At 71.7% G+C, this 21,698-nt stretch carries 16 protein-coding genes; 8 read left to right on the top strand and 8 right to left on the bottom strand.

The window, feature by feature from the left end; genetic code table 11:
- Positions 1 to 6: 6 nt before the first annotated feature.
- Positions 7 to 1,014: a DMT family transporter gene (locus OHB04_RS27745; protein WP_326808544.1), complete on the bottom strand. Its 1,008-nt coding sequence runs from the start codon at positions 1,012 to 1,014 to the stop codon at positions 7 to 9.
- A 74-nt stretch (positions 1,015 to 1,088) separates the two neighbouring features.
- Between OHB04_RS27745 and OHB04_RS27750 the strand changes: the two genes are divergently transcribed.
- A complete protein-coding gene (locus tag OHB04_RS27750) occupies positions 1,089 to 1,979 on the top strand; it encodes a LysR family transcriptional regulator (RefSeq protein WP_326690368.1) in 891 nt (296 codons plus the stop codon).
- A gap of 4 nt (positions 1,980 to 1,983) precedes the next feature.
- Here OHB04_RS27750 and OHB04_RS27755 read toward each other — a convergent pair whose 3' ends face one another.
- Positions 1,984 to 3,804 carry a TIGR03767 family metallophosphoesterase gene (locus tag OHB04_RS27755; protein WP_326690369.1) on the bottom strand — a complete coding sequence of 607 codons (1,821 nt, stop codon included), beginning with the start codon at positions 3,802 to 3,804 and terminating at the stop codon, positions 1,984 to 1,986.
- 178 nt (positions 3,805 to 3,982) lie between these two features.
- Here OHB04_RS27755 and pepN (OHB04_RS27760) point away from each other — a divergent pair, with 178 nt between their 5' ends.
- Positions 3,983 to 6,556, top strand: coding sequence for an aminopeptidase N (pepN, locus tag OHB04_RS27760; protein ID WP_326808545.1), 2,574 nt, complete (start codon positions 3,983 to 3,985; stop codon positions 6,554 to 6,556).
- Positions 6,557 to 6,715: 159 nt separating this feature from the next.
- Here the strand turns inward: pepN (OHB04_RS27760) and snpA are convergent, their stop codons facing one another.
- Positions 6,716 to 7,384: a snapalysin gene (gene snpA, locus OHB04_RS27765; protein WP_326690371.1), complete on the bottom strand. Its 669-nt coding sequence runs from the start codon at positions 7,382 to 7,384 to the stop codon at positions 6,716 to 6,718.
- 221 nt (positions 7,385 to 7,605) lie between these two features.
- On the opposite strand from snpA, the gene OHB04_RS27770 reads away from it, so the two are divergent.
- Positions 7,606 to 8,592 carry a LysR family transcriptional regulator gene (locus OHB04_RS27770; protein WP_326808546.1) on the top strand — a complete coding sequence of 329 codons (987 nt, stop codon included), beginning with the start codon at positions 7,606 to 7,608 and terminating at the stop codon, positions 8,590 to 8,592.
- Positions 8,593 to 8,709: 117 nt separating this feature from the next.
- Here OHB04_RS27770 and pepN (OHB04_RS27775) read toward each other — a convergent pair whose 3' ends face one another.
- Positions 8,710 to 11,319 (bottom strand): aminopeptidase N, encoded by a 2,610-nt coding sequence (pepN, locus tag OHB04_RS27775; protein WP_326808547.1) that lies wholly within the window; start codon positions 11,317 to 11,319, stop codon positions 8,710 to 8,712.
- A 167-nt stretch (positions 11,320 to 11,486) separates the two neighbouring features.
- Between pepN (OHB04_RS27775) and OHB04_RS27780 the strand changes: the two genes are divergently transcribed.
- On the top strand, positions 11,487 to 12,113 hold the full coding sequence (locus OHB04_RS27780) for a mycothiol-dependent nitroreductase Rv2466c family protein (RefSeq protein ID WP_326690374.1): 627 nt from the start codon (positions 11,487 to 11,489) through the stop codon (positions 12,111 to 12,113).
- A 262-nt stretch (positions 12,114 to 12,375) separates the two neighbouring features.
- On the opposite strand, the gene OHB04_RS27785 is transcribed toward OHB04_RS27780, so the two are convergent.
- Together OHB04_RS27785 and OHB04_RS27790 are read right to left on the bottom strand one after the other, a co-directional pair.
- Positions 12,376 to 13,017 carry a superoxide dismutase gene (locus tag OHB04_RS27785; RefSeq protein ID WP_326690375.1) on the bottom strand — a complete coding sequence of 214 codons (642 nt, stop codon included), beginning with the start codon at positions 13,015 to 13,017 and terminating at the stop codon, positions 12,376 to 12,378.
- Positions 13,018 to 13,203: 186 nt separating this feature from the next.
- On the bottom strand, positions 13,204 to 14,628 hold the full coding sequence (locus OHB04_RS27790; RefSeq protein ID WP_326690376.1) for an amino acid permease: 1,425 nt from the start codon (positions 14,626 to 14,628) through the stop codon (positions 13,204 to 13,206).
- 335 nt (positions 14,629 to 14,963) lie between these two features.
- Between OHB04_RS27790 and OHB04_RS27795 the strand changes: the two genes are divergently transcribed.
- The gene (locus tag OHB04_RS27795) at positions 14,964 to 15,572 is read left to right on the top strand and encodes a biotin transporter BioY (protein WP_326690377.1); all 609 of its coding nucleotides are present in this window, start codon (positions 14,964 to 14,966) and stop codon (positions 15,570 to 15,572) included.
- A gap of 159 nt (positions 15,573 to 15,731) precedes the next feature.
- Here the strand turns inward: OHB04_RS27795 and OHB04_RS27800 are convergent, their stop codons facing one another.
- Positions 15,732 to 17,228, bottom strand: a complete 1,497-nt coding sequence (locus OHB04_RS27800; RefSeq protein WP_326690378.1) for an amino acid permease — start codon at positions 17,226 to 17,228, stop codon at positions 15,732 to 15,734.
- A gap of 281 nt (positions 17,229 to 17,509) precedes the next feature.
- On the opposite strand from OHB04_RS27800, the gene OHB04_RS27805 reads away from it, so the two are divergent.
- Both OHB04_RS27805 and OHB04_RS27810 read left to right on the top strand, forming a co-directional pair.
- Positions 17,510 to 17,995 (top strand): ribose-5-phosphate isomerase, encoded by a 486-nt coding sequence (locus OHB04_RS27805; protein ID WP_326690379.1) that lies wholly within the window; start codon positions 17,510 to 17,512, stop codon positions 17,993 to 17,995.
- Positions 17,996 to 18,005: 10 nt separating this feature from the next.
- Positions 18,006 to 18,839, top strand: coding sequence for an Fpg/Nei family DNA glycosylase (locus OHB04_RS27810; RefSeq protein ID WP_326690380.1), 834 nt, complete (start codon positions 18,006 to 18,008; stop codon positions 18,837 to 18,839).
- Positions 18,840 to 18,994: 155 nt separating this feature from the next.
- Here OHB04_RS27810 and OHB04_RS27815 read toward each other — a convergent pair whose 3' ends face one another.
- On the bottom strand, positions 18,995 to 20,248 hold the full coding sequence (locus OHB04_RS27815; RefSeq protein WP_326690381.1) for a GNAT family N-acetyltransferase: 1,254 nt from the start codon (positions 20,246 to 20,248) through the stop codon (positions 18,995 to 18,997).
- 148 nt (positions 20,249 to 20,396) lie between these two features.
- Here OHB04_RS27815 and OHB04_RS27820 point away from each other — a divergent pair, with 148 nt between their 5' ends.
- Entirely contained in the window at positions 20,397 to 21,563 is a 1,167-nt protein-coding gene (locus OHB04_RS27820; protein WP_326690382.1) for a PP2C family protein-serine/threonine phosphatase, read from the top strand.
- The last annotated feature ends 135 nt before the right edge of the window (positions 21,564 to 21,698 follow it).

A 21,698-nucleotide genomic window follows, 5' to 3' on the forward strand; every position in this document is an offset into this window, starting at 1 on the left:
GTGACTCTAGTGAGCTCTCCTGCTGGCGCGCCACACGGCCAGCACCACCAGGGCACACCCGGCGAACTGGGTCACCGTGGGCCGTTCGCCGAGGAACAGGACACCGAGGAAGAGCGCCAGCACCGGCTGGAGCAGCAGCAGTGCCGAGCTTGTCGTGGGCGCGAGGCGGGCCAGCGCGGGGCCTATCAGGATGAGCGCCAGTACCTGGCCGAACAGCGCCATGACCGCCAGCCAGCCCAACGGCCCCCAGCCGGGCGCCGGATCGACGCCCGTCCACAGCGAGCCCAGCACGCCGGAGGTGAGGCCGGCCCCCAACGTCGAGACACATACCGGATGGACGGTGTGCGACGCCTGTCCGCCGCCTTGCGGGCTGCCGCCCCGCCGGGTGCCGCCCTGTCGGGTCAGGAACAGATAGCCCGCGAACGCCACCCCGGCCGCCGCGCCGTAGAGCACGCCGGAGACCGGGCTGCTGCCCGGCTCGGGGTCGCCGATCGCGCCGCTGGCGAGGGCGACTCCGAACAGCATCACCGGCAGCGTCCACCAAAAGCGCGCGCCGGGGCGGACGCGGCCGAAGGCGAGGGCCAGCAGCGGGAAGACGGCGACCTGGATGTTGAGCAGCACCGTGGCGATGGACGAGCCGACGTCGTGGATGCTCTGCGCCCAGAACACGAAGTCGACCCCCAGCAGCGCGCCCGCCGCCAAGTCCAGGAGCGCCAGGCGCGGCGCGCGCGGACCGAGCCTGCGCCGCTCCAGCAGGGCGAAGGGCAGCAGCGCGAGCAGCGCCAGCGCGCAGCGCAGGAAGGCGGCCGTGCCCGCGTTCACCCCTGAGAGCTTCACGAACATCGCCGAGGCGGAGATGCACGCCGAGCCCGTCACGGCCAGCAGGACGGGGCTGCGCCGCGCGAGCCCGCCGCCGTGCTCGCGGGGTGCCGATGGGGGTGTTCCCTCCGTCGGCTGGTCCGCTGTTCGCGGGGAGGCTGAGCCTGCTTCGGTTCGCTCGTTCCGCACGGTCATGACAGCCACTCTGCCTGCCCGCACTCACAAGTAAAAGCGATGATTCATGTCCAATACCCATTAGCATGTGTTGTGTGTTCAGTCTGGAGAGGCTTCGCGCGCTGGACGCGGTGGCCGTACACGGATCCCTGGCCGGTGCCGCCGTCGCCCTGCACATCACGCCCTCCGGGGTCTCCCAGCAACTCGCCAAGCTGGAGCGCGAGTCGGGCCACACTCTGCTGGAGCCGCACGGCCGAAGCGTCCGGCTCACCCACGCGGGCCGGGTGCTGGCCGGGCACGCGGCCCGCGTCCTCGCGCAGCTCTCGGAGGCCGAGTCCGACCTGGCCGACCTGGGGGAGGAGATCCTCGGCCCGCTTCGGCTCGGCGGTGTCGGCAGCTCGCTGCGCGCCCTGCTGCCCGACGTGCTGGCGGCCCTCACCGAGGCACACCCCCGGCTGACCCCGACCGTGGTGGACGGCGAGACCGTCGGCCTGGTGCCCCTGCTGCTGACCGGCGAGCTGGACCTGCTGCTGATCGAGAGCTGGCACAACCGGCCCATGCCGCTGCCGGGGGGCGTACGGGTCAAGACGCTGGCCGTCGAGGAGGTGGACGTCGCTCTGGGGGAGGGGCATCCGCTGGCGGAGCGGCCCTGGGTGGATCTGGCCGAGCTGGACGGGGCGGTCTGGTCGAGCTGTCCGCCCGGCACCGAGCCCTACGAGGCGCTGGTGCAGGCGCTGAGGGCGCGCGGGATGGAGCCCCGGATCCGCTACACCGTCACCGAGTTCGCCACCCAGCTCGCCTTCGTCGCCCGCGGGCTGACCGCCGCGCTGGTGCCGAGGATGGCGCAGCGCCCCTGCCCGCCCGGAGTGCGCTTCGTGCCGCTGCGGCCCGCGCTGCGCCGCGAGGTGCGGGCCGCCTGGCGCGCGGGCGCCGACAGCCCGTCCGTCCGCGCGTGCGTGGCGGCCCTCACCGGGGGGGACGGGTGAGCGGTCAGGGCTTGCGCAGCAGCAGTTCGGTGTTGCGGTCCGCCTCACCGCCCGCGAGGTCGGTGCGTGCCCCCGGCGAGTTGCAGGCCAGCTCCCGGTAGAGCGAGGCCAGTCCGGTCTGTGACAGGTCGCTGAAGTCCGTGCGGTGCGGCGCCGCCGACTCGATGAGCGTGGTGAACAGCGAGAGAGTGCCGTCCCTGTTGTCGACCAGCTCTATCGCGCGGGCGAGCTGGGGGAAGTCGACGTGGGAGGCGGTGCTGATCTCCCAGAAGGAGCCGTGCGCGGTGATGCGGTTGAGGTGGCTGTGCCCGTTGATCCAGGCCACCGCGTGCGGGTTGGCCCCCAGCAGTTCCACCAGACGCGCGCCGCCCTCGGGGATGGTGGTGCTGGTGTGGTGGCTGAATACGAGCGCGTACTCTCCCTCGTGCCGCTTGAGCTGCCGCTCCAGCCAGCGCAGCTGGGCCTTGCCGAGGCGGCCCGCGTAGTGGCCGTCGCGCCGGGTCGTATCGAGGCTGAAGCCCATCACGTCGTCGGAGATCCGGAACGAGTAGTAGAGCCGCTCCTCCTCGGCGTCGGCCTCCGTGTAGCCGTGTCCGACCGGTCCCTTGCCCCGCGCCTGCGGCTTGGCCAGCGCCCGTACGTACTCGCCGGGGGTGAAGGGGGCGCGGTCCGGGTCGGGGGTGACCTCGCGCATGTGACGGCGCTGGGAGCGCAGCAGCTCCTCCCAGCGCAGGCCCTTGGGGTCCAGTCCCCTCTCGACCGTCTTCCACAGCCGCGCCCCGGTCTCCTCGGGCAGGCTCATCAGCTTTCTGTCGCCCGTCGCGAAGTCCGCGAGGAAGCCGCGCGAGCCGGCCGAGGCGAAGCAGCCGCCCGGCAGCGCGTCGTGGTTGCCGACGGTGGCGTACCACGGCAGCGCGAGCCCCGGGCTGGTCACCTCGCGTACCGCGGCCCGCAAGTAGCCCCGCATACGGGGGAAGCCGAGCGCCTTGTCGCGGTCGCGCACATCCGAGTCGGGCTGCCAGAACGTCGCGAGACCGCTGTCCTGCACCCCCTCGTACAGCCGGGGGTCGCCGGTGTCCGGCCGGATTCGGCCGCCGCTCATCACTTTGACGAACCAGTCCAGTTCGGCGCGGGAGTTGTTGTCGGTGTTGTCGCCCGTGGTGACGACGCAGGAGAGCGAGGCGCCGGTCGCGGGGCCGCCCGCCAGCGCGTTGACCCGCTCGACGAGCGAGACCGCCCCGGCGACCGACAGCGCCTCTTGCGGGCGCCACGCGCTGGTGGTCTGGGCGCGCAGGTACTCGTAGCGCAGCGGGTGCTGCACATCCACCAGGTGCATGTCGGTGAACTGCACGAACGCGGCCAGCGGCACCCTGCGCGCGGCGCGGTGGCCGCCGCCGCGCGCCAGTTCGGATCTGACCACCCGGCGCCAGCCGGGCCCGGTCACCAGCCGCCGGAAGGGACCCTCGCCGGTGGGCACGGCGACCCCCGTGAGGGTGGTTCCGGTGTGCGGCGGCCCCACCGTCGCCGGGCCGAGGGGCGCGGTGCCGTGGACGCGCGGGCGAGCGGCCGGGGCGGCGGGCGCGCTGGCCGGAGCCGTCGCGGACCCCAGCGCGGCGGCGGCACCCGCCGACCCCGCGAGGGCCAGCACGGTGCGGCGGCCGGGACCCCGGCGAGGCGAGGACGGGGAAGCGGCGCCGCCGGGGGAGTCGGCGGAAGCGACAACGGAAGGGGACCCGTCGGCGGAAGCGGAAGCCGAACCGTCGGCGGAAGCGGAGGGAGCGGAGTCGGCGGGCAGAGCGGACAGCGAGCGGCTGCTGCGGGACATTCGGTCTCCCGGTACGGGGGGTGGAGGGGCGGGAACCCCCCTCCTCCTGTGTCTTTGGCAGCCCGGATGACCCCTGCTTGAACAGCGCGGGAACGCCCGCCGCCGGTCGTCACAACCGCGTGGAAGGATGGCGGCAGAACGAGACCTGCGAGATCCGCGAGAGTGGGGAGATCACGAAGTGCCTGGCACGAATCTGACGCGCGAAGAGGCCCAGGAGCGGGCACGGCTGCTCACCGTGGACTCGTACGAGATCGAGCTGGACCTGAGCGGCGCGCAGGACGGGGGCACGTTCCGTTCGGTGACCACGGTCCGCTTCGCGGCGGCCCAGGCGGGCGACACCTTCATCGACCTGGTCGCGCCCACGGTGCGCGAGGTCACGCTCGACGGGGAGTCCCGCGACCCCTCCGCTGTCTTCGCCGACTCCCGCATCGCGCTCCAGGGCCTCACCCCCGGCCCGCACCAGCTGCGTGTCGTCGCCGACTGTGCCTACACCAACACCGGTGAGGGCCTGCACCGCTTCGTCGACCCGGTCGACGACCAGGCGTATCTCTACACCCAGTTCGAGGTGCCGGACGCGCGGCGGGTCTTCGCCAGCTTCGAGCAGCCCGACCTGAAGGCCACCTTCCAGTTCACCGTCACGGCCCCCGAGGGCTGGACGGTGATCTCCAACTCCCCGACGCCCGAGCCGAGCGGGAACGCGTGGCGGTTCGCGCCCACGCCCCGGATCTCCACCTACATCACGGCGATCATCGCGGGCCCGTACCACTCGGTGCACAGCAGCTGGGAGGGCGAGGGCCGCAGCGTGCCACTGGGCGTCTACTGCCGCCCCTCGCTCGCGGAGTACCTCGACGCGGACGCGATCTTCGAGGTCACCCGGCAGGGCTTCGACTGGTTCCAGGAGAAGTTCGACTACCCCTACCCGTTCGAGAAGTACGACCAGCTCTTCGTGCCCGAGTTCAACGCGGGCGCGATGGAGAACGCCGGCGCGGTCACCCTCCGCGACCAGTACGTCTTCCGCTCCAAGGTGACCGACGCGGCGTACGAGACCCGCGCGGTGACGATCCTGCACGAGCTGGCGCACATGTGGTTCGGCGACCTGGTCACCATGGAGTGGTGGAACGACCTGTGGCTGAACGAGTCGTTCGCCACCTACGCCGAGGCCGCCTGCATGGCGCAGGCCCCCGGGTCGCGCTGGCCGGACGCCTGGACCAGCTTCGCCAACCAGATGAAGACCTGGGCCTACCGCCAGGACCAGCTGCCCTCCACCCACCCGATCATGGCGGACATCCGCGACTTGGACGACGTCCTGGTCAACTTCGACGGGATCACCTACGCCAAGGGCGCCTCCGTCCTCAAGCAGCTGGTCGCCTACGTCGGCCAGGAAAAGTTCTTCCAGGGCGTCCGCGCCTACTTCAAGCGCCACGAGTGGGGCAACACCCGGCTGTCCGACCTGCTCGGCGCGCTGGAGGAGACCTCGGGCCGCGACCTGAAGACCTGGTCCAAGGCGTGGCTGGAGACCGCGGGCATCAACGTCCTGCGGCCCGAGATCGCCGTCGCCGAGGACGGCACGCTCACCGCCCTCGCCATCCGCCAGGAGGCCCCCGCGCTGCCGGAGGGGGCCACGGGAGAGTCGACGCTGCGCCCGCACCGCCTGGGCGTCGGCTTCTACGACCTGGTCGACGGCAAGCTCGTGCGCACCGACCGGGTCGAGCTGGACGTGGACGGCGAGCTGACCGAGGTGCCGCTGCCCCGCGCCCGCAAGCGCCCCGACGTGCTGCTGCTCAACGACGGCGACCTCTCCTATGCCAAGGTGCGCCTGGACGCCGAGTCGCTGGCCTTCGTCACCCGCCACCTGGGCGACTTCGCCGACTCCCTGCCCCGCGCCCTGTCCTGGGCCTCCGCCTGGGACATGACGCGCGACGGCGAGCTGCCCGCGCGCGACTACCTCGCACTCGTCCTGAGCGGCGTCGGCAAGGAGAGCGACATCGGCGTCGTCCAGTCCCTCCAGCGCCAGGTCAAGCTCGCCCTCGACCTGTACGCGGCGCCCGCGTGGCGCGAGGAAGGGCTCACCCGCTGGGCCGAGGCCACCGCGGAGCACCTGCGCGCGGCCCGCCCCGGCAGCGACCACCAGCTCGCCTGGGCCCGCGCCTTCGCCGCCGCAGCCCGCACCGACGCACAGCTCGACCTGCTCGCCGGACTGCTCGGCGGCAGCGAGACCATCGAGGGCCTGGCCGTCGACACGGAGCTGCGCTGGGCCCTCCTCCAGCGGCTGGCCGCCACCGGCCGGGCTGACGAGGCGGAGATCTCCGCCGAGCTGACGCAGGACCCGACCTCGGCGGGCGAGCGGCACGCGGCGGCGGCCCGCGCCGCGCGCCCCACCCCGGAGGCCAAGGCCGAGGCGTGGACCGCCGTGGTGGAGAACGACACGCTGCCCAACGCGGTGCAGGAGGCCGTCATCTCCGGCTTCGTCCAGACCGACCAGCGTGCGCTGCTCGCCCCGTACACCGAGCGCTACTTCGCCGTCGTCAAGGACGCCTGGGACCAGCGCAGCCACGAGATGGGCCAGCAGATCGTCCTCGGCCTCTACCCCGCCCTCCAGGTCTCCCAGGAGACCCTGGACGCCACCGACGCCTGGCTGGCCTCGGCCGGGCCGAGCGCGGCGCTGCGCCGCCTGGTGACCGAGTCCCGGGCGGGCGTCGAGCGGGCGCTGCGCGCCCAGGCGGCCGACGAGGCGGCCGGCGCCGGACGCTGAGACGGTGCGGGCGCTGAGCCCGTACGGAGGCTGAGCCCGTACGGAGGCTGAATCCATGCGGATGGTGAGCCCCGTCGGCTGACGCACGTCGGCCCCCGGCTTCGCGCCGGGGGCCGACGTACGGGAAGGCGGTGCTTCAGCTGCGCGAGGCCGGGCGGGTCACCTGAAGGCGAGCTGGTCGAACGTCACCTTCGCGACGCCGTTCGCCCACAGCTGTTCGACGCGGGAGCGCTCGGCCGCGTTCGGCTGGTCGTTGGTGCAGGACGTGCCGGGGCCGCCACCGGACATCAGCTCGGAGCACGGGCCCGAGTAGTGGTCCGGCAGGCCGAGCACGTGCCCGGTCTCGTGCGCGACGACGCGGTCCGAGTCGTACTGCTGGTTCTGCGCGTAGTCGAGGAAGATGTAGCCGCTGCCGTGCCCGTCGGTGGAGGCGTAGGAGCCGCGTGAGTCGTTGCCCTCCCGGTAGTCGAACGTCGCTCCGCCGCCCTCGGCGAGCTTCACGTTCTGCACGGCGGAGTTCCACACGGCCGTGCTGTTGGCTATCTCGTTGCGGAAGGTGGGGGCGCCGCTGGCGTCGTAGTTGATGGTGACCTGCTGGATACCCGGCTTCTCGGCCTGCTTCTTGAGGGTCTCCTTGACGATGAACTCGAAGAACTTCTCGTTGCTCTGCTGGCTCTCGCCCGTGAAGCGGGGGGCCTTCGCCGTGGGGGAGTGGGAGGTGGCTGCGCTGTCGTCGGCAGCGGCCGAGGCGGGGCCGGCGCCCAGGCTCAGGCTCACCGCCAGGCCGAGACCGATCGTGGCAGCCAGAGCCGAAGTGCGGTGTCTCATGGGGGGTCTCCTCGTATGCCGAGGGACCGGCGCCGCGCTGGGTCGTGTTGAGGTGGGGGGCGCCGCCGGTCCTTCGGGACGGATTCCTGCTGCGGGAGAGTCTGTTCGAGGCGGCGGCGTTCGGGAATGATGCCACTCGGCGATAGGACCGTCCCATCCCCCTCCCGCGAACGGGGATGCGCGGGGAGCGGCCATCTGGTGAGACGTAGGTCGCCGCCGTTATGCTCCGGCCTGTGGAGCTCGAAGTAAGGCATCTTCGTGCACTGTGTGCGATCGCCGACACGGGCAGCGTGCACAAGGCGGCCCGCCAACTGGGCATGACCCAGCCCTCGCTGACCACTCAGCTCAGGCGCATCGAGCAGGCCATCGGCGGCCAGCTCTTCTCCCGCGAGCGCACCGGCAGCAGGCCCACCCCGCTGGGCCGCTCCGTCCTCACCCGCGCCCGCCCCATCGTCGCCCAGATGACCGAACTGGTCACCGAGGCCAAGGACGCGGCGGGCTTCGGGGTGCCCGGCGGCGCCCCCCGGCTACGGCTCGGCAGCACGGGCAGCAGGGCCGTCCCCGGCTGGCTGCGCCGCCTGCACGCGCGGCTCCCCGACACCGACATCACCTTCCAGACGGACGTCTCGGCCAACACGCTGCTGCGCATGGTCGCCGGCAACCAGCTCGACGCCGCCTTCGTGCACGAGGTGGAGGGCGCGCCGCTGCGGGTGCCCGACCGCGTCGAGCTGCGCGTCCTGGTGCGGCGCGAACCGCAGTTCGTGGCCGTGGCCGCCACGCACTCCGCGGCCCGTGCCGGGCGCGCGGTGCGGGTGGCGGAGCTGGCCGGGGAGAAGTGGATGGTCGACCCCTCCGTCGACGGCGACTGGGACGGACTGCGGCGGGTGTTCGCCGCCGCGGGGGTCGATCCGCGGATCGTGTACGGCGACTATCTGTCCGCCGGCGACCTGGTCGCGGCGGGCGAGGTCGTCACCCCGTGCCAGCCCACCGCCCAGCCCCGCCCCGGTATGGCGATCGTCCCCCTGCGCGACGATCCACTGGGAGTGCGGCTCGTGGCGGGCTTCCGGGTGGGGCGAGGGCTGGGCGAGGAGGGCGACGCGGTCTTCCGGGACCTGCGCGCCGCGTACGAGGAGATCGCCTGGAGCAGTCCCGCCTACGCGAGATGGCTCCGCGACCAGTCCCACCCGGCGCTGCCGGTGGTGGCCTGAGTCAGGGCCCGGTCAGGGGCGCGGGAAACTGCGCGAGCAACCACGATGCTCCCGCAGCCGGCCCCCCACACCCACGCAGGCGGCGCCCCGTAACCCAGCCACCCGGACGGCGCCCCCTCAGACCGCGCCGTCCACCCGCTGCGCGGCCAGCGCACGGGCCAGATCGTCGCGGGACTCCGCGACAAGCCGCCGCAAGGCGGGCGCCGCGTCCGCGTGGGCGGCCAGCCACGCGTCGGTGGCGTCCAACGTGGCCTGGTCCCGCTGCGAGGCGGGAAAGAGCCCGCGGACGATGGCCATCGCGATCTCGATGGACCGCGAGGCCCACACGGACTCCAGCACCTCGAAGTACCGAGGCGCGTACGGCGCCGTCAGCTCCCCGTGCCCCGGCTTGGCGAAGCCGGAGATCGTCGCCTCGACCAGCGCGTTGGACAGCTGGTCGGACTCGATGACCGACACCCACGCCTGCGCCTTGACCGCCTGTGAGGGCCGCGCGGCCAGGCACCGTACCTGGTGGCGCTTGCCCGAGGCGGTGTCGTCGCGGGCCAGCTCCGCGTTGATCACGTCCTCGCCCGCGACCCCCTCCGCGGCCAGCGCGTCGAGGAACGTCCAGCGCAACTCCTGGTCGACAGCCAGCCCGTCGATCCGCGCGCTGCCCGCCAGCAGACCGTCCAGCAGGCGCAGTTCCTGCCCGGCGGAGTCCGCGCTCGCCACCGCCGCGAGGAAGCGGGCCCAGGCGAGCTGGTGCCCGCTGCCGGGTTCGGCGTTCCTGAGCCGGGTGACGGCGCCCTCGGCCAGCAGCCGTGCGCCCTCGCTACGCCACCCGGGCGCGGTGTACATCTCCAGGGCGAGCTTCGCCTGGCCGTGCAGCATCTGGAGGACGCCGATCTCCGACTCCTGGCCGGCGAACCGCAGCACCAGCGAGATGAAGTCCCGCGCGGGCATCAGCCCGTCCCGGGTCAGGTTCCACAGCGCCGACCAGCACACGGCGCGGGCCAGGGGGTCGGTCAGCTCGCCGAGGTGGCCGCGCAGGGTCTCCAGGGACACCTCGTCGAAGCGGATCTTGCAGTAGGTGAGGTCCTCGTCGTTGACGAGCACCAGCTCGGGCCGCTCGGCGCCGGCCAGCTCGGGCACGGCGGTGCGCTGCCCGGCGACGTCGACCTCGGCGCGGGCGTACCGCTCCAGGCGGCCACCGGCCGGGTCGCGGCGGTAGAGACCGACCGCCACACGGTGCGGGCGCAGCACGGGGTGGGACCCGGACGCCTCCTGGAGGACGGCGAGCTCGGTGATCTTGCCGGCCGCGTCGTAGGTGAGCTGCGGGGTCAGCGTGTTGACACCGGCGGTCTGGAGCCACGCCTCGGACCAGCCGGCCATGTCGCGGCCCGAGGTCTCCTCCAGCACCGACAGCAGGTCACCCAGGCGGGTGTTGCCCCAGGCGTGGCGCTTGAAGTAGCGGCGTGCGCCCTCCAGGAAGGCGTCCTCCCCGGCGTAGGCGACCAGCTGCTTGAGGACGGAGGCGCCCTTGGCGTAGGTGATGCCGTCGAAGTTGAGCTTGGCGTCCTCCAGGTCCCGGATGTCGGCGGTGACCGGGTGGGTGGAGGGGAGCTGGTCGGCGCGGTAGGCCCAGGACTTGCGGCGGTTGGCGAAGGTGATCCAGCCGTTGGTGAAGCGGGTGGCCCCCACCAGCGCGAAGGCGCCCATGAAGTCGGCGAAGGACTCCTTGAGCCACAGGTCGTCCCACCACTCCATGGTGACCAGGTCGCCGAACCACATGTGGGCCATCTCGTGCAGGATGACGCTCGCGCGGCCCTCGTAGGAGGCCTGGGTGACCTTGCCGCGGAAGACGAACTCCTCCCGGAAGGTGACGCAGCCCGGGTTCTCCATGGCGCCGATGTTGTACTCGGGCACGAACGCCTGGTCGTACTTCCCGAAGGGGTACGGGTAGTCGAAGTGGTCGTGGAAGAAGTCCAGACCCTGCTTGGTGACGGTGAAGATGTCATCCGCGTCGAAGTGCGGCGCCAGCCCCTTGCGGCACAGCGCGCCGAGCGGGACCTCCAGCTCGCTGCCGTCCTCGAACGTACGGCGGTAGGTGTCGGCCACGTAGTGGTACGGGCCGGCCACGACGGCGGTGATGTACGTGGAGATGGGGCGGGTGCGCGCGAAGCGCCACACCGCCGAGATCCCGTCGTCCAGCGGGGCGGCCTCGCCCTCCTGGACGCCGTTGCCGAGCACGGTCCAGCTCGCGGGCGCGGTCACGGTGACGTCGAAGGGCGCCTTGAGGTCGGGCTGCTCGAAGTTGGCGAAGACGCGGCGGGCGTCGGCGGGTTCGTACTGCGTGTAGAGGTAGACCTCGCCGTCCTCTGGGTCGAGGAAGTGGTGCAGGCCCTCGCCGGTGCGGCTGTAGGCGCACTGCGCGTCGACGGTCAGCTCGTTGGAGGCGCGCAGCCCCGCCAGCGTGATCCGGGTGCCGTCGAAGACCTCTTCGACCCGCAGCGGCTCTCCGTTCAGGGTGACGGAGTGGACGTGCGGCGCGATCAGGTCGGCGAAGGAGGCGGCCCCCTCCTCGGCGCAGTCGAAGCGGATGGTCGTGGTCGAGCGGAAGGTGCGCGGCCCCTCGGCCGGCGGCGCTGTGATGGCCGAGCGCAGGTCCAGCGCGACGTCGTACCCGTTGACTGTCAGCAGCGAGGCCCGCTGCCGGGCCTCGTCACGGGTCAGGTTCTCTCCGGGCACGTCGCTGCTCCCTCTTCCGTCCGTCTCGTCTCGTGAACGACTTCGATCAGCATCCCATGCGCCCCTGCGGTGGCACATGGGGAATGCGCCTCGGTGCGCGTACGTTGTCCGCGGTCAATGGCACCGCCGCACTGCCGATGGCACCGCCGCACTGTCGAGGAGAACGTATGCCGGAGAAGACGCGCGCCGATTTCTGGTTCGACCCCCTGTGCCCCTGGGCCTGGATGACCTCGCGCTGGATGCTGGAGGTGGAGAAGGTACGGCCGGTGGAGGTCCACTGGCACGTGATGAGCCTCGCCGTGCTCAACGAGACCAGGCTCGACGAGCTGCCCGAGGAGTACCGCGAGTCGATGAAGCAGGCCTGGGGACCGGTCCGCGTCCTCATCGCCGCCGAGCAGAAGTACGGCAACGAGGTGCTCGGCAAGCTCTACACCGCGCTCGGCACCCGCGTGCACCCGCAGGGCCGCCGGTGGAGCCCCGAGCTGTACGCCGAGGCGCTGGAGGAGGCGGGGCTGCCCGCCTCGCTGGCCGAGGCCGCCAAGAGCGACGAGTACGACAAGGGCGTGCGTGCCTCCCACGAGGAGGCCATCAACCTGGTGGGAGAGGTCGGCACCCCGGTCATCGCGGTACCCGGCGCCGACGGCGAGCGCGCCGCCTTCTTCGGCCCCGTGGTCACCCCGGCCCCCAAGGGCGAGGCGGCGGCCAGGCTGTGGGACGGCACCTTGATGGTGGCCTCGACCCCCGGCTTCTTCGAGATCAAGCGCACCCGCGACGTGGGCCCGATCTTCGACTAGTGCCGTGACCGGCCGGCCCTGCGTGCCCGCACCGGGGTGAGCCCCGACGGGGGTGCGGTGCTGTGCCATATATGCGGCTCCGCCGCGATGAAAGTGCGCAACGCAAAGATCCGCCGTACAGGCACGCTGCCAGTGAGCGAGGGGCCTCTTCGTGTGTCACGTCCACACGAAGAGGCCCCTCTTCTCCCGCCGCCCGCGAAGGCTGAGAAGACGATCACGAGGACGGAAGCAGGGTGGCCGTGCCGTGCGACGGCCGGGTGCCCTACGGCGCGATCAGCAGGTTGTTGGCGCGCTCCTTCGCGGCCGTGTACCGGGCCGCCACGTCCTGCCAGTTGACGACCCGCCACATCGCCTCGACGAAGTCCACCTTCTGGTTGCGGTATTGCAGGTAGAAGGCGTGCTCCCAGGCGTCGAAGACGAGGATCGGGACCGAGCCCTGGCCGACGTTGCCCTGGTGGTCGTAGACCTGCTCGACGATCAGGCGCCCGGTGACCGGCTCGTAGGCGAGAACGCCCCAGCCCGAACCCTGGGTGGTGGCGGACGCCTTGGACATCTGGGTCTTGAACTTGGCGAAGCTGCCGAAGGACTCGGCGATCGCGTCGGCCAGCTCGCCCGTGCCGTCCTTCTCCAGGGGCTCGCCGCCGCCGTCACCGGTCATGTTCTGCCAGTAGATGGTGTGCAGGATGTGCCCGGACAGATGGAAGGCGAGGTTTTTCTCCAGCCCGTTGACCGACCCCCACTGGTCCTTGTCGCGGGCCTCGGCCAGCTGTTCGAGGGTGTCGTTCGCCCCCTTCACATACGCGGCGTGGTGCTTGTCGTGGTGCAGCTCGATGATCTCGCCGCTGATGACCGGCTCCAGCGAGGAGTAGTCGTACGGCAGCTCCGGCAAGGTGTACGTGGACATGTGCTCGCCCTCCGCTCGCTAATGCACATTACTTGCAACAAGAAGCTAGCAGCAACAGGGTGGAAAGAAGCGGAGCGGCCCCCTTTTCGGGGGGCCGCTCCGCTCGGTGATGTCGCAGGTCAGCTCGGCCCGAAGTCCTAGGACCCGGGGCGGCTGTGAAGGGCTGTCAGGCAGTCGTAGGGCCCGTCAGGCGTCCTCGGGAATGGGGACGCCGGGCCGCAGCCGCTGGCGGAGGTACCCGACCAGCGCGAGCACGACGGTCAGCCCCGCGGTGAAGGCCAGCTGGGTACGGGTGTCGCCCTCGCGCAGCATCAGCAGCAAGATGGCCGCGATCCCCAGCAACGACACGATCGTCAGCCCCGGGAACAGCCACATGCGCACCACCAGCTTCTCCGGTGCCTCGCGCTCCAGCCTGCTGCGGGTGACGTACTGCGAGACCGCGATGAAGCCCCACACGACCAGCGTCGCGGCGCCGACCATGTTCAGCAGCCACTGGAAGACCGTCTCCTTCCAGAAGAAGTTGAACAGCACCGCGACGAACCCGAAGAAGGACGAGGCGATCACGGCGTAGCGGGGCACGCCCTGCTTGCTCAGCCGGTTGAGGACGCGCGGCCCCGCCCCGCGCTCGACCAGGGAGTAGGACATCCGCGAGGCCCCGTAGATGTTCGCGTTCATGGCGGAGAGCAGGGCCGCCAGCACCACCACGTTCATGATCTGCGCGGCCGAGGGGATGCCGATGTAGTCCAGGACGGCCGCGTAGGGGCCGGTCAGCACCGACTTGTCGTCCCAGGGGATCAAGGTGACGATCACCAGCATCGAGCCGACGTAGAAGATCCCGATCCGCCACACCGCCGTCCGCACGGCCTTGGCGACGCCGGAGACCGGCTTTTCCGACTCGGCAGCCGCGATCGTCACCGTCTCCAGCCCGCCGAAGGCGAACACGGAGGCGAGCAGGCCCACGATCAGTCCGTCGGTGCCGGCGGGGAAGAAGCCACCGTTGCCTGTCAGGTTGTCAGTGCCCGGTGAGTCCGTGCCCGGCAGCACCCCCGATATCGCCAGGACGCCCAGGACCAGGAACGCCGAGATCGCCAGCACCTTCAGCGCGGCGAACCAGAACTCGTACTCACCGAAGTTGCGCACCGCCGCCAGGTTCGTGCCGCAGAAGATGACCATGAACAGCGCGACCCACATCCACTGCGCGGTGTCCGGCAGCCAGCCCGTCATGATCTGCGCCGCGGCGGTGGCCTCCGTCGCGATGGCCACACACAGCAGCGTCCAGTAGATCCAGCCCGCCGTGAAACCGGCCCAAGGTCCCAGGGCCCGCTCGGCGTGCACGGAGAAGGAGCCGGAGGCCGGACGCGCCGCGGACATCTCGCCCAGCATCCGCATCACGAGCATCACCAGCGCGCCGGAGGCCGCGTACGCGAGGACGATCGAAGGCCCGGCGGCGGCGATGCCCGCGCCCGAACCGACGAAGAGGCCCGCGCCGATGACGCCGCCCAGGGCGATCATGGACAGGTGGCGCTGCTTGAGCCCGTGCGCGAGGGAGCGCTGGGAAGGATCGGAGTCGCCGGGGGGCGGGGGCGCGTCGGACGTCTCGGTGCGCGTCATCAGTGGCCGTTCCTGGGGTGTGAGGTCATGGGTGGGGACAGAGTGGTCGTTGTTCTTGTTGTGTTCTCATCAGTTTCGGGAGCGCGCCCCGGCACATCAATAATCGTGCAGGGCCTTCCGGGATACGGACACCCCCCCTCATGCTGTGAGCTGGCCCCGCACGCCCGTTCCACCGGCCCGTTCCACGCCCCACCGCCGGTCCCACCGCCCTCACCGTCGCGCCCCTCACACCCACTGTCACCAAGCTCACGCCCGCTCACGCTCGGCGCACGGCCGGATTCGGCTAGCGTCGAACGGCACGAGAGAAGCCAGCCGGACCAGACGGAGATGCCCAGATGAGTGCCCTCACTTCCGCCGCCGTGACACCGCGCCCCGGAGCAGTACTCGCGGATCTGCTGCCCGCCTCCAGCGCCGCGCGCGCCCGCGTACGGGATGCCGCGCTGGTCGTCGGCGGCGCCGCGCTGACCGGAGCAGCCGCCCAGCTCTCGCTGCCTGTGCCCGGCTCGCCCGTGCCGGTCACCGGCCAGACCTTCGCCGCGCTGCTGGTCGGCGCGGGCCTCGGCGCCAGTCGCGGCTTCGTCGCGCTGGCCCTGTACGCGCTCGCCGGGATGGCGGGCATGCCGTGGTTCGCCGAGGCGTCCTCGGGCGTCGGGATCCCCTCGCTCGGCTACGTGTTCGGGATGATGCTGGCCACCGTCGCCGTGGGAGCCCTCGCCCGGCGGGGCGGTGACCGGGGCGCGCTGCGCACGGCGGGGACGATGGCCGCCGGCTTGGCGATCATCTACGCCGTGGGCGTCCCGTACCTGGCCCTCTCCACCGGCATGTCGGCCGGCGAGGCGATCGCGGCCGGGCTGGTGCCGTTCCTGGTCGGCGACGCTCTCAAGGCCCTGCTGGCGATGGGCGCGCTGCCGGCCGCCTGGAAGCTGGCCGGCCGCAAGGGCTGAGCCGCAGGGCTCCGTGCGGGCCCATGGGGCCGGTGGGGCCCGCGAACGAACGGAAGGGTCCGGTGCCGCACAGGCGCCGGACCCTTCCGTCGTCTCCGCTCAGATCAGCGGTCTCCGCTCAGGAAGAGGCAAGCGTCGCTCAGGAAGAGGCCGAGCTGCTCAGGAAGAGGCCGCGTCCGCGGGTGCCGCCCCGTCCGCGTCCGCGGGTGCCGCAGCCGGTGCCGTCCCTTCGGCCACAGCCGTCCTGCGGCGCTGTACCCGGTCCTTGACCAGCGAGGTCGCCAGCACGAGCGCGGCGATGGCCAGCGACAGGATCATCTGAACGCGCCCGTCGGAGTCGGTGAACATGTAGCCGACCACGAACACGATCAGCCCGATGGTCGCCCACGTCAGATACGGGTACAGCCACATCTTCACCGTCAGCAGCTCCGGTGCCTCGCGCTCGATCCGGCGCCGCATCCGCAGCTGCGAGGCGCAGATGACCAGCCAGACGAAGAGCGCCACGGCACCCGAGGAGTTCAGCAGGAACTCGAAGACGGTGTCCTTGGCGATGTAGTTGAAGAAGACGGCCACGAAGCCGAAGGCCACCGAGGCCCAGATCGCGGCCGTGGGCACGCCCCGCGCGTTGGTGCGTCCGAAGGAGGCCGGGGCGTCCCCGCGCTCCCCGAGCGAGAAGGCCATCCGGGAGGCGGTGTACAGGCCCGAGTTCAGACAGGAGAGCACGGCCGTGAGCACCACGATGTCCATGACGGTGCCCGCGTACGGGATGTCCAGCGAGTTCAGCACCGCGACGTAGGGCCCGTCGGTGGCGACGGCCTTCGAGTTCCACGGCATCAGCGTGACGATCACGAACATCGAGCCGATGTAGAACAGCCCGATCCGCCAGATCACGCTGTTGACGGCCTTGCGGACGGCGGCGACCGGGTTGGGCGACTCGGCGGCGGCCAGCGTGACGATCTCGCTGCCCATGAAGGAGAAGACCACCAGCAGCATCCCGGACAAGATCGCCCCGGGCCCGTGGGGCAGGAAGCCGCCCTGGCCGGTCAGGTTGTCCATGCCCACGGTGTGGTCGGCGGGCGGCAGTCCGGCGACCGCGATCAGGCCGACGACGATGAAGGCGATGATCGCGACGACCTTGATCCCGGCGAACCAGAACTCGAACTCCCCATAGGAGCCGACGGAGATCAAGTTGGTGCCGGTCAGCACCAGCATCACCAGCAGCGCCCAGCCCCACTGCGGGACCGCGGGTATCCAGCCCTCCAGGATGACGGCGGCGGCGGTCGCCTCCACGGCGAGCACCACCGCCCAGAAGAACCAGTACAGCCAGCCGATGGTGAACCCGGCCCAGCGGCCGAGCGCCCGGTCGGCGTAGGTCGAGAACGAGCCGGAGGTCGGGTCGGCCGCGGCCATCTCGCCGAGCATCCGCATCACCAGGACGACCAGCAGCCCGGCCAGGGCGTAGGACAGCAGAATGCCGGGTCCGGCATCGGCGATGCCCGCCTTGGAGCCGATGAAGAGGCCGGCGCCGATGACACCGCCGATGGCGATCATGGACAGATGGCGGTTCTTGAGGCCCGCCTGGAGGCCGTCGCCGCCCTGGGGCGGCGGGCTCTGGGTCGGCTTCCCCGACGCGGGCGGGGTGTGCTGAGAACTCATGGGGCGGCCGGCTCCTCTGAGGGTCGTTGTGCAACGGGGGTCAACACATGGAACGACTCGTTCTGCCCGGATTGAAAGGGTCCGAAGCCGGATTGTTGTTCACGGAACATTCCGACAACGTTCCTGGACACACCGTGTAATGTGGCCGGGTTTCTCCTGCGACGGCCCGAATGCGCACCGCGACGGCCCGCGTACAGCGAGGCAGTGTCCGGCTTCCGCGGCTGCCCCGCGCACCGCCCCCACCACCAGGGATGCCGCACGGGGATGCCACACTCTGAGGCATGCGCGTGTACCTCGGCTCCGATCATGCCGGTTACGAACTGAAGAACCACCTCGTCGAGTGGCTGAAGTCCGCCGGCCACGAGCCGGTCGACTGCGGCCCGCACATCTACGACGCCGACGACGACTACCCGCCCTTCTGCCTGCGTGCCGCCGAGCGCACCGTGGCGGACAGCGACTCCCTCGGTGTCGTCATCGGCGGCTCCGGCAACGGCGAGCAGATGGCGGCCAACAAGGTCGCCGGCGCCCGCTGCGCCCTGGCGTGGAGCGAGGAGACGGCCGCGCTCGCCCGCGAGCACAACGACGCCAACCTCGTCAGCGTCGGCGCGCGGATGCACACCGCCGAGGAGGCGGTGCGCTTCGTGGAGACCTTCTTGAACACGTCCTTCTCCGAAGGCGAGCGCCACCAGCGCCGCATCCGGATGCTCGCCGATTACGAGGACACCCGCGAGCTGCCGCCCGTCCCGGCACACCACCCGCAAGGCTGAGAGGGACCGCGTGCCCGAGGGACACACCATCCACCGGCTCGCCCGCGACTGCGCCGACCGGTTGGCCGGACACCCCTTGGACGCCGCCAGCCCGCAGGGCAAGTTCACCGACGGCGCCGCGCTGCTCGACGGCGCGGAGCTGACGGCCACCGAGGCGCACGGCAAGCACCTCTTTCTCGGCTTCGGCCCGCTCGGCTGGGTCCATGTGCACCTGGGCCTGTACGGCACCTTCCGCTTCGGCGCGGGCACCCCGCCGCCACCCGTCGGCCAGGTGCGGCTGCGGCTCGCCACCCGGTCCGACGGGCTGCCCGAGGAGGCGCTGCACTACGCCGACCTGCGCGGACCCACCCGCTGCGAACTGCTGGCCGAGCCCGAGAAGCAGGCCATAGACGACCGCCTCGGGCCCGATCCGCTGCGCCCCGCCTCCGACCCGGAGGCCGCCTGGGCCCGCGTCTCCCGCAGCCGCACCAGCGTCGCCGCGCTGCTCATGGACCAGAAGATCGTCTCCGGGGTCGGCAACGTCTACCGCGCCGAGGTCCTCTTCCGGCACGGCATCGACCCGTACCGGCCAGGCCGTGAACTCCAGCGCTCCGAATGGGACGCGATCTGGTCGGATCTGGTCGCGCTGATGAACGAAGGGGTGCGCAGGAACCGCATCGACACCGTGCGCGAGGAGCACACCCCCGAGGCCATGGGACGCCCCCCGCGCGTGGACGACCACGGGGGCGAGGTCTACGTCTACCGCCGCGCCGGGCAGCCCTGCCTGATCTGCGGCAGCCCCGTGAGCAGCGCCGAACTCGCGGCGCGCAACCTCTTCTGGTGCGCGGGCTGCCAGCGCCGCTGAGCCGGGGAGCCGGAACTTCGCTGAGCTTGAGAGCCGGAACTTCGGAGCCCCGGAAGCCGAGCATCCCCAGCCCCCTCCGGAGGCAGGAGCCTCCGGAGCCCCCTCCGGAGGCAGGAGCCTCCGGAGCCGCAAAGAGCCCGGAAGCTCCCCGCCGCTCAGAACCCGTGCGGCAGCCAGGGCGCCACGTCGCTCATGAACGCCGCCGTCGTCTCCCGCAGCGCCCCCGACTCCGGCCGCTTCTCCTCCACCAGCCCGGACCGCGCCAGCGCTGTCAGCGAGATGCCGCCCAGATACGCCGAGCCCAGCTCCGGTACGGACAGCGCCAGATCGGCCGCGTCCCGGGTCGGCGCGCACACCGCGCCCTTCTCGTCACCGGAGAGCCGCCAGCGCCCGGTGTTCCAGGGGCAGAAGGCGTCCTCGACCTCAAGGACCACATCCACGGGCGTCGCGTACGCACGCGCGGCGAGCGCGGCACCCACATCCACCGGGCGCAGATACAGCCCGTCCCCCCACCGGGTGGCACATCTGCGCGGGTCGCTCACCCAGTGCAGCCACGGGTCGTCGACCGGGCGCTCCCCCGTCTCCACGGACGTGGTCAGGTCGATCCCGAACAAGAAGCGCCACAGCGCCGCATGCGCGGCCGGATCCACCGCGTGCAGCTCCCGCAGCAGCACCGTGCCGTCGGCAGCGTCGTAGTCGGACCAGTGGACCTTGACCGCGTAGCGCGCGTAGCCCACCGGCTCCTCGCCCCGCAGCACCACCACACAGCGCTGCGGCGAGGCGCCCTCCCGGGCGCGCTCCGGGTCCAGCAGCGGCAACCGCTCCCAGCCGGGGCGCCGCTTCAGCATCCCCGGCCGCGCGGCCACACAGCGCGCGTAGACGGCCTCGCACTCCGCCAGCAGGGAGGCGGAGTCGTCCGACTGGCGCAGCCGCAGCCCAGCGGCCTCCGCCTCCAACCCGGGCGGCAGCCGCAGCGCGACCCGGCTGCTGTCGATGGTGGCCTCCAGCTCGCGACTCGCCAGGCCGTACCCGAACCGGCCGTAGATCGCCGGCTCGGACGCCGTCAGCACCGCCAGCGGCTCCTCACCGGATGCCCGCAGATCGTCCAACTGGCGCCGCATCAAAGAGCGCAGCACTCCCTGGCGCCGGTGGGTGGGGGCCACGCTGACCATCGTCACGCCCGCCGTGGGTACGGCAGCGCCGCCCGGGACCGTCATCCGGAAGGAGAACAGCCCCGCCGTGCCCACCGGTTGTTCCTCGTCCCAGACCCCGAGCGAACGCTCCGTCTCGGTCAGGGAACGGAACAACTCCCGCTCCTCGGGAGGCTCCCCACTCCCGAACGCGCTCACCAAGATGTCGTACCAGGCGTCCCACTCCGACGGCTGGAGAACCCGCGGCTCAGTTGTCATACAGCCATGCCTACCAGGGAGTTCGCGGGGGTGCGAACGTTTTTACGGTCATGTGCGCACAGGTGCACGTGCGTCTGCACAGCCACGGGGGCACCAGGGGGCGCCGGGAATCGACGGGTCACACAGCGGATGGCTAGGCTCCCTGAGCATGGCGGAACGCCGCGCGGGATCCTCACCCTCGACGGCCCGGTCGCACCAGGCGCACAAGGCCCTGCACCGGGTCCGGACGACCCTGCGCAAGTCCGCCGTCGACTACTTCAGGGGCGGGGCCTCCGACTGGGTGGCCCTGGCCGGACTGATGCTCACCGTCCCCGCCCTCACCTGTGCCACCGTCGTGGTGCCCCTGTGGTGCGCGCCCGAGGCGCTGGTGCTGCCGATCATCGCCGGCGGGCTGTTGCTGCGGCCCGCCAGCCTCCTCGCGCTCTACGCCACGGCCGCTGTCGCGGTCATGGTCGAGTCGCTGCTCCTCACGCCCTACGCCGGGTTCGCCGACGGCGCCGGACGCGTCACCCCCGGCACCATCCTGGTCGTCGCGGCTGCCGGGCTCTCCGGGCTGCTCGTCGCGCAGTTCCGCAGCCGAGTGGGGGTGCCCTGGCGACGCGGCGGCACCATGCTCTTCGACCTGCGCGAACGCATCCGTGTCCAGAGCAAGCTGCCCAAACTGCCCTCCGGATGGCACCGCGAAATGGCGCTGCGGCCCGCCGGAGGACAGTCCTTCTCCGGAGACTTCGTCGTCGCCGCGCGCACCGGCCCCAAGAGCCGCACTCTCGAGGTCGTCCTCACCGACGTCTCCGGCAAGGGCATGGACGCCGCCTCCCGCGCGCTGCTGCTCTCCGGCGCCTTCGGCGGACTGCTCGGCTCGCTGCCCCCGCACGACTTCCTGCCGGCCGCCAACGGCTATCTGCTGCGCCAGTCCTGGGACGAGGGCTTCGCCACCTCTGTCCACCTCGTGCTGGACCTGGACAGCGGCGACTACGAACTCCTCTCCGCGGGACACGTGCCCGCGATGCAGCTCAACGCCGGATCCGGCAAATGGGAGGAGAAGGCCGGCGAGGGCCCGCTGCTGGGTGTGTACGACGGCGCGGAGTTCGAGCCCGTCAGGGGGACGCTGCGCCGCGGTGACGTGCTGATGCTGTTCACCGACGGGCTCGTCGAGACGGCCGACCGGGACCTGACCGAGGGCATAGACCGCCTCACCGGCGAGGCCGACCGCTACGTCGCCTCCAGCTTCCACGGCGCCGCCTGGCACCTGATCGAGTCCGTCGCGCGCGACGTCAACGACGACCGCGCCCTCCTGCTGCTCTGCCGCGCCTGAGCCGCCCGCGCGGCCCTGGCTGAGTCGCCCCGCGCCGCCCCGCCTGAGTCGCCCCGCGCCGCCCCGCCTGAGCCGCCCGCGCTGCCGCTCGTCGGCCCCCGCTCCACCTGGCCTGAGCCCGGACCCGGGGGTTTT

This window comes from Streptomyces sp. NBC_01775 (assembly GCF_035917675.1).
In the GTDB taxonomy this organism is placed as follows: Bacteria; Actinomycetota; Actinomycetes; order Streptomycetales; family Streptomycetaceae; genus Streptomyces.

Excerpts from the sequence above, each read along its gene's own strand:
- OHB04_RS27745 (WP_326808544.1), bottom strand. The coding sequence starts at position 1,014 with ATGACCGTGCGGAACGAGCGAACCGAAGCAGGCTCAGCCTCCCCGCGA.
- OHB04_RS27755 (WP_326690369.1), bottom strand. The coding sequence starts at position 3,804 with ATGTCCCGCAGCAGCCGCTCGCTGTCCGCTCTGCCCGCCGACTCCGCT.
- snpA (WP_326690371.1), bottom strand. The coding sequence starts at position 7,384 with ATGAGACACCGCACTTCGGCTCTGGCTGCCACGATCGGTCTCGGCCTG.
- OHB04_RS27770 (WP_326808546.1), top strand. The coding sequence starts at position 7,606 with ATGCTCCGGCCTGTGGAGCTCGAAGTAAGGCATCTTCGTGCACTGTGT.
- OHB04_RS27780 (WP_326690374.1), top strand. The coding sequence starts at position 11,487 with ATGCCGGAGAAGACGCGCGCCGATTTCTGGTTCGACCCCCTGTGCCCC.
- OHB04_RS27785 (WP_326690375.1), bottom strand. The coding sequence starts at position 13,017 with ATGTCCACGTACACCTTGCCGGAGCTGCCGTACGACTACTCCTCGCTG.
- OHB04_RS27790 (WP_326690376.1), bottom strand. The coding sequence starts at position 14,628 with ATGACGCGCACCGAGACGTCCGACGCGCCCCCGCCCCCCGGCGACTCC.
- OHB04_RS27795 (WP_326690377.1), top strand. The coding sequence starts at position 14,964 with ATGAGTGCCCTCACTTCCGCCGCCGTGACACCGCGCCCCGGAGCAGTA.
- OHB04_RS27800 (WP_326690378.1), bottom strand. The coding sequence starts at position 17,228 with ATGAGTTCTCAGCACACCCCGCCCGCGTCGGGGAAGCCGACCCAGAGC.
- OHB04_RS27805 (WP_326690379.1), top strand. The coding sequence starts at position 17,510 with ATGCGCGTGTACCTCGGCTCCGATCATGCCGGTTACGAACTGAAGAAC.
- OHB04_RS27815 (WP_326690381.1), bottom strand. The coding sequence starts at position 20,248 with ATGACAACTGAGCCGCGGGTTCTCCAGCCGTCGGAGTGGGACGCCTGG.
- OHB04_RS27820 (WP_326690382.1), top strand. The coding sequence starts at position 20,397 with ATGGCGGAACGCCGCGCGGGATCCTCACCCTCGACGGCCCGGTCGCAC.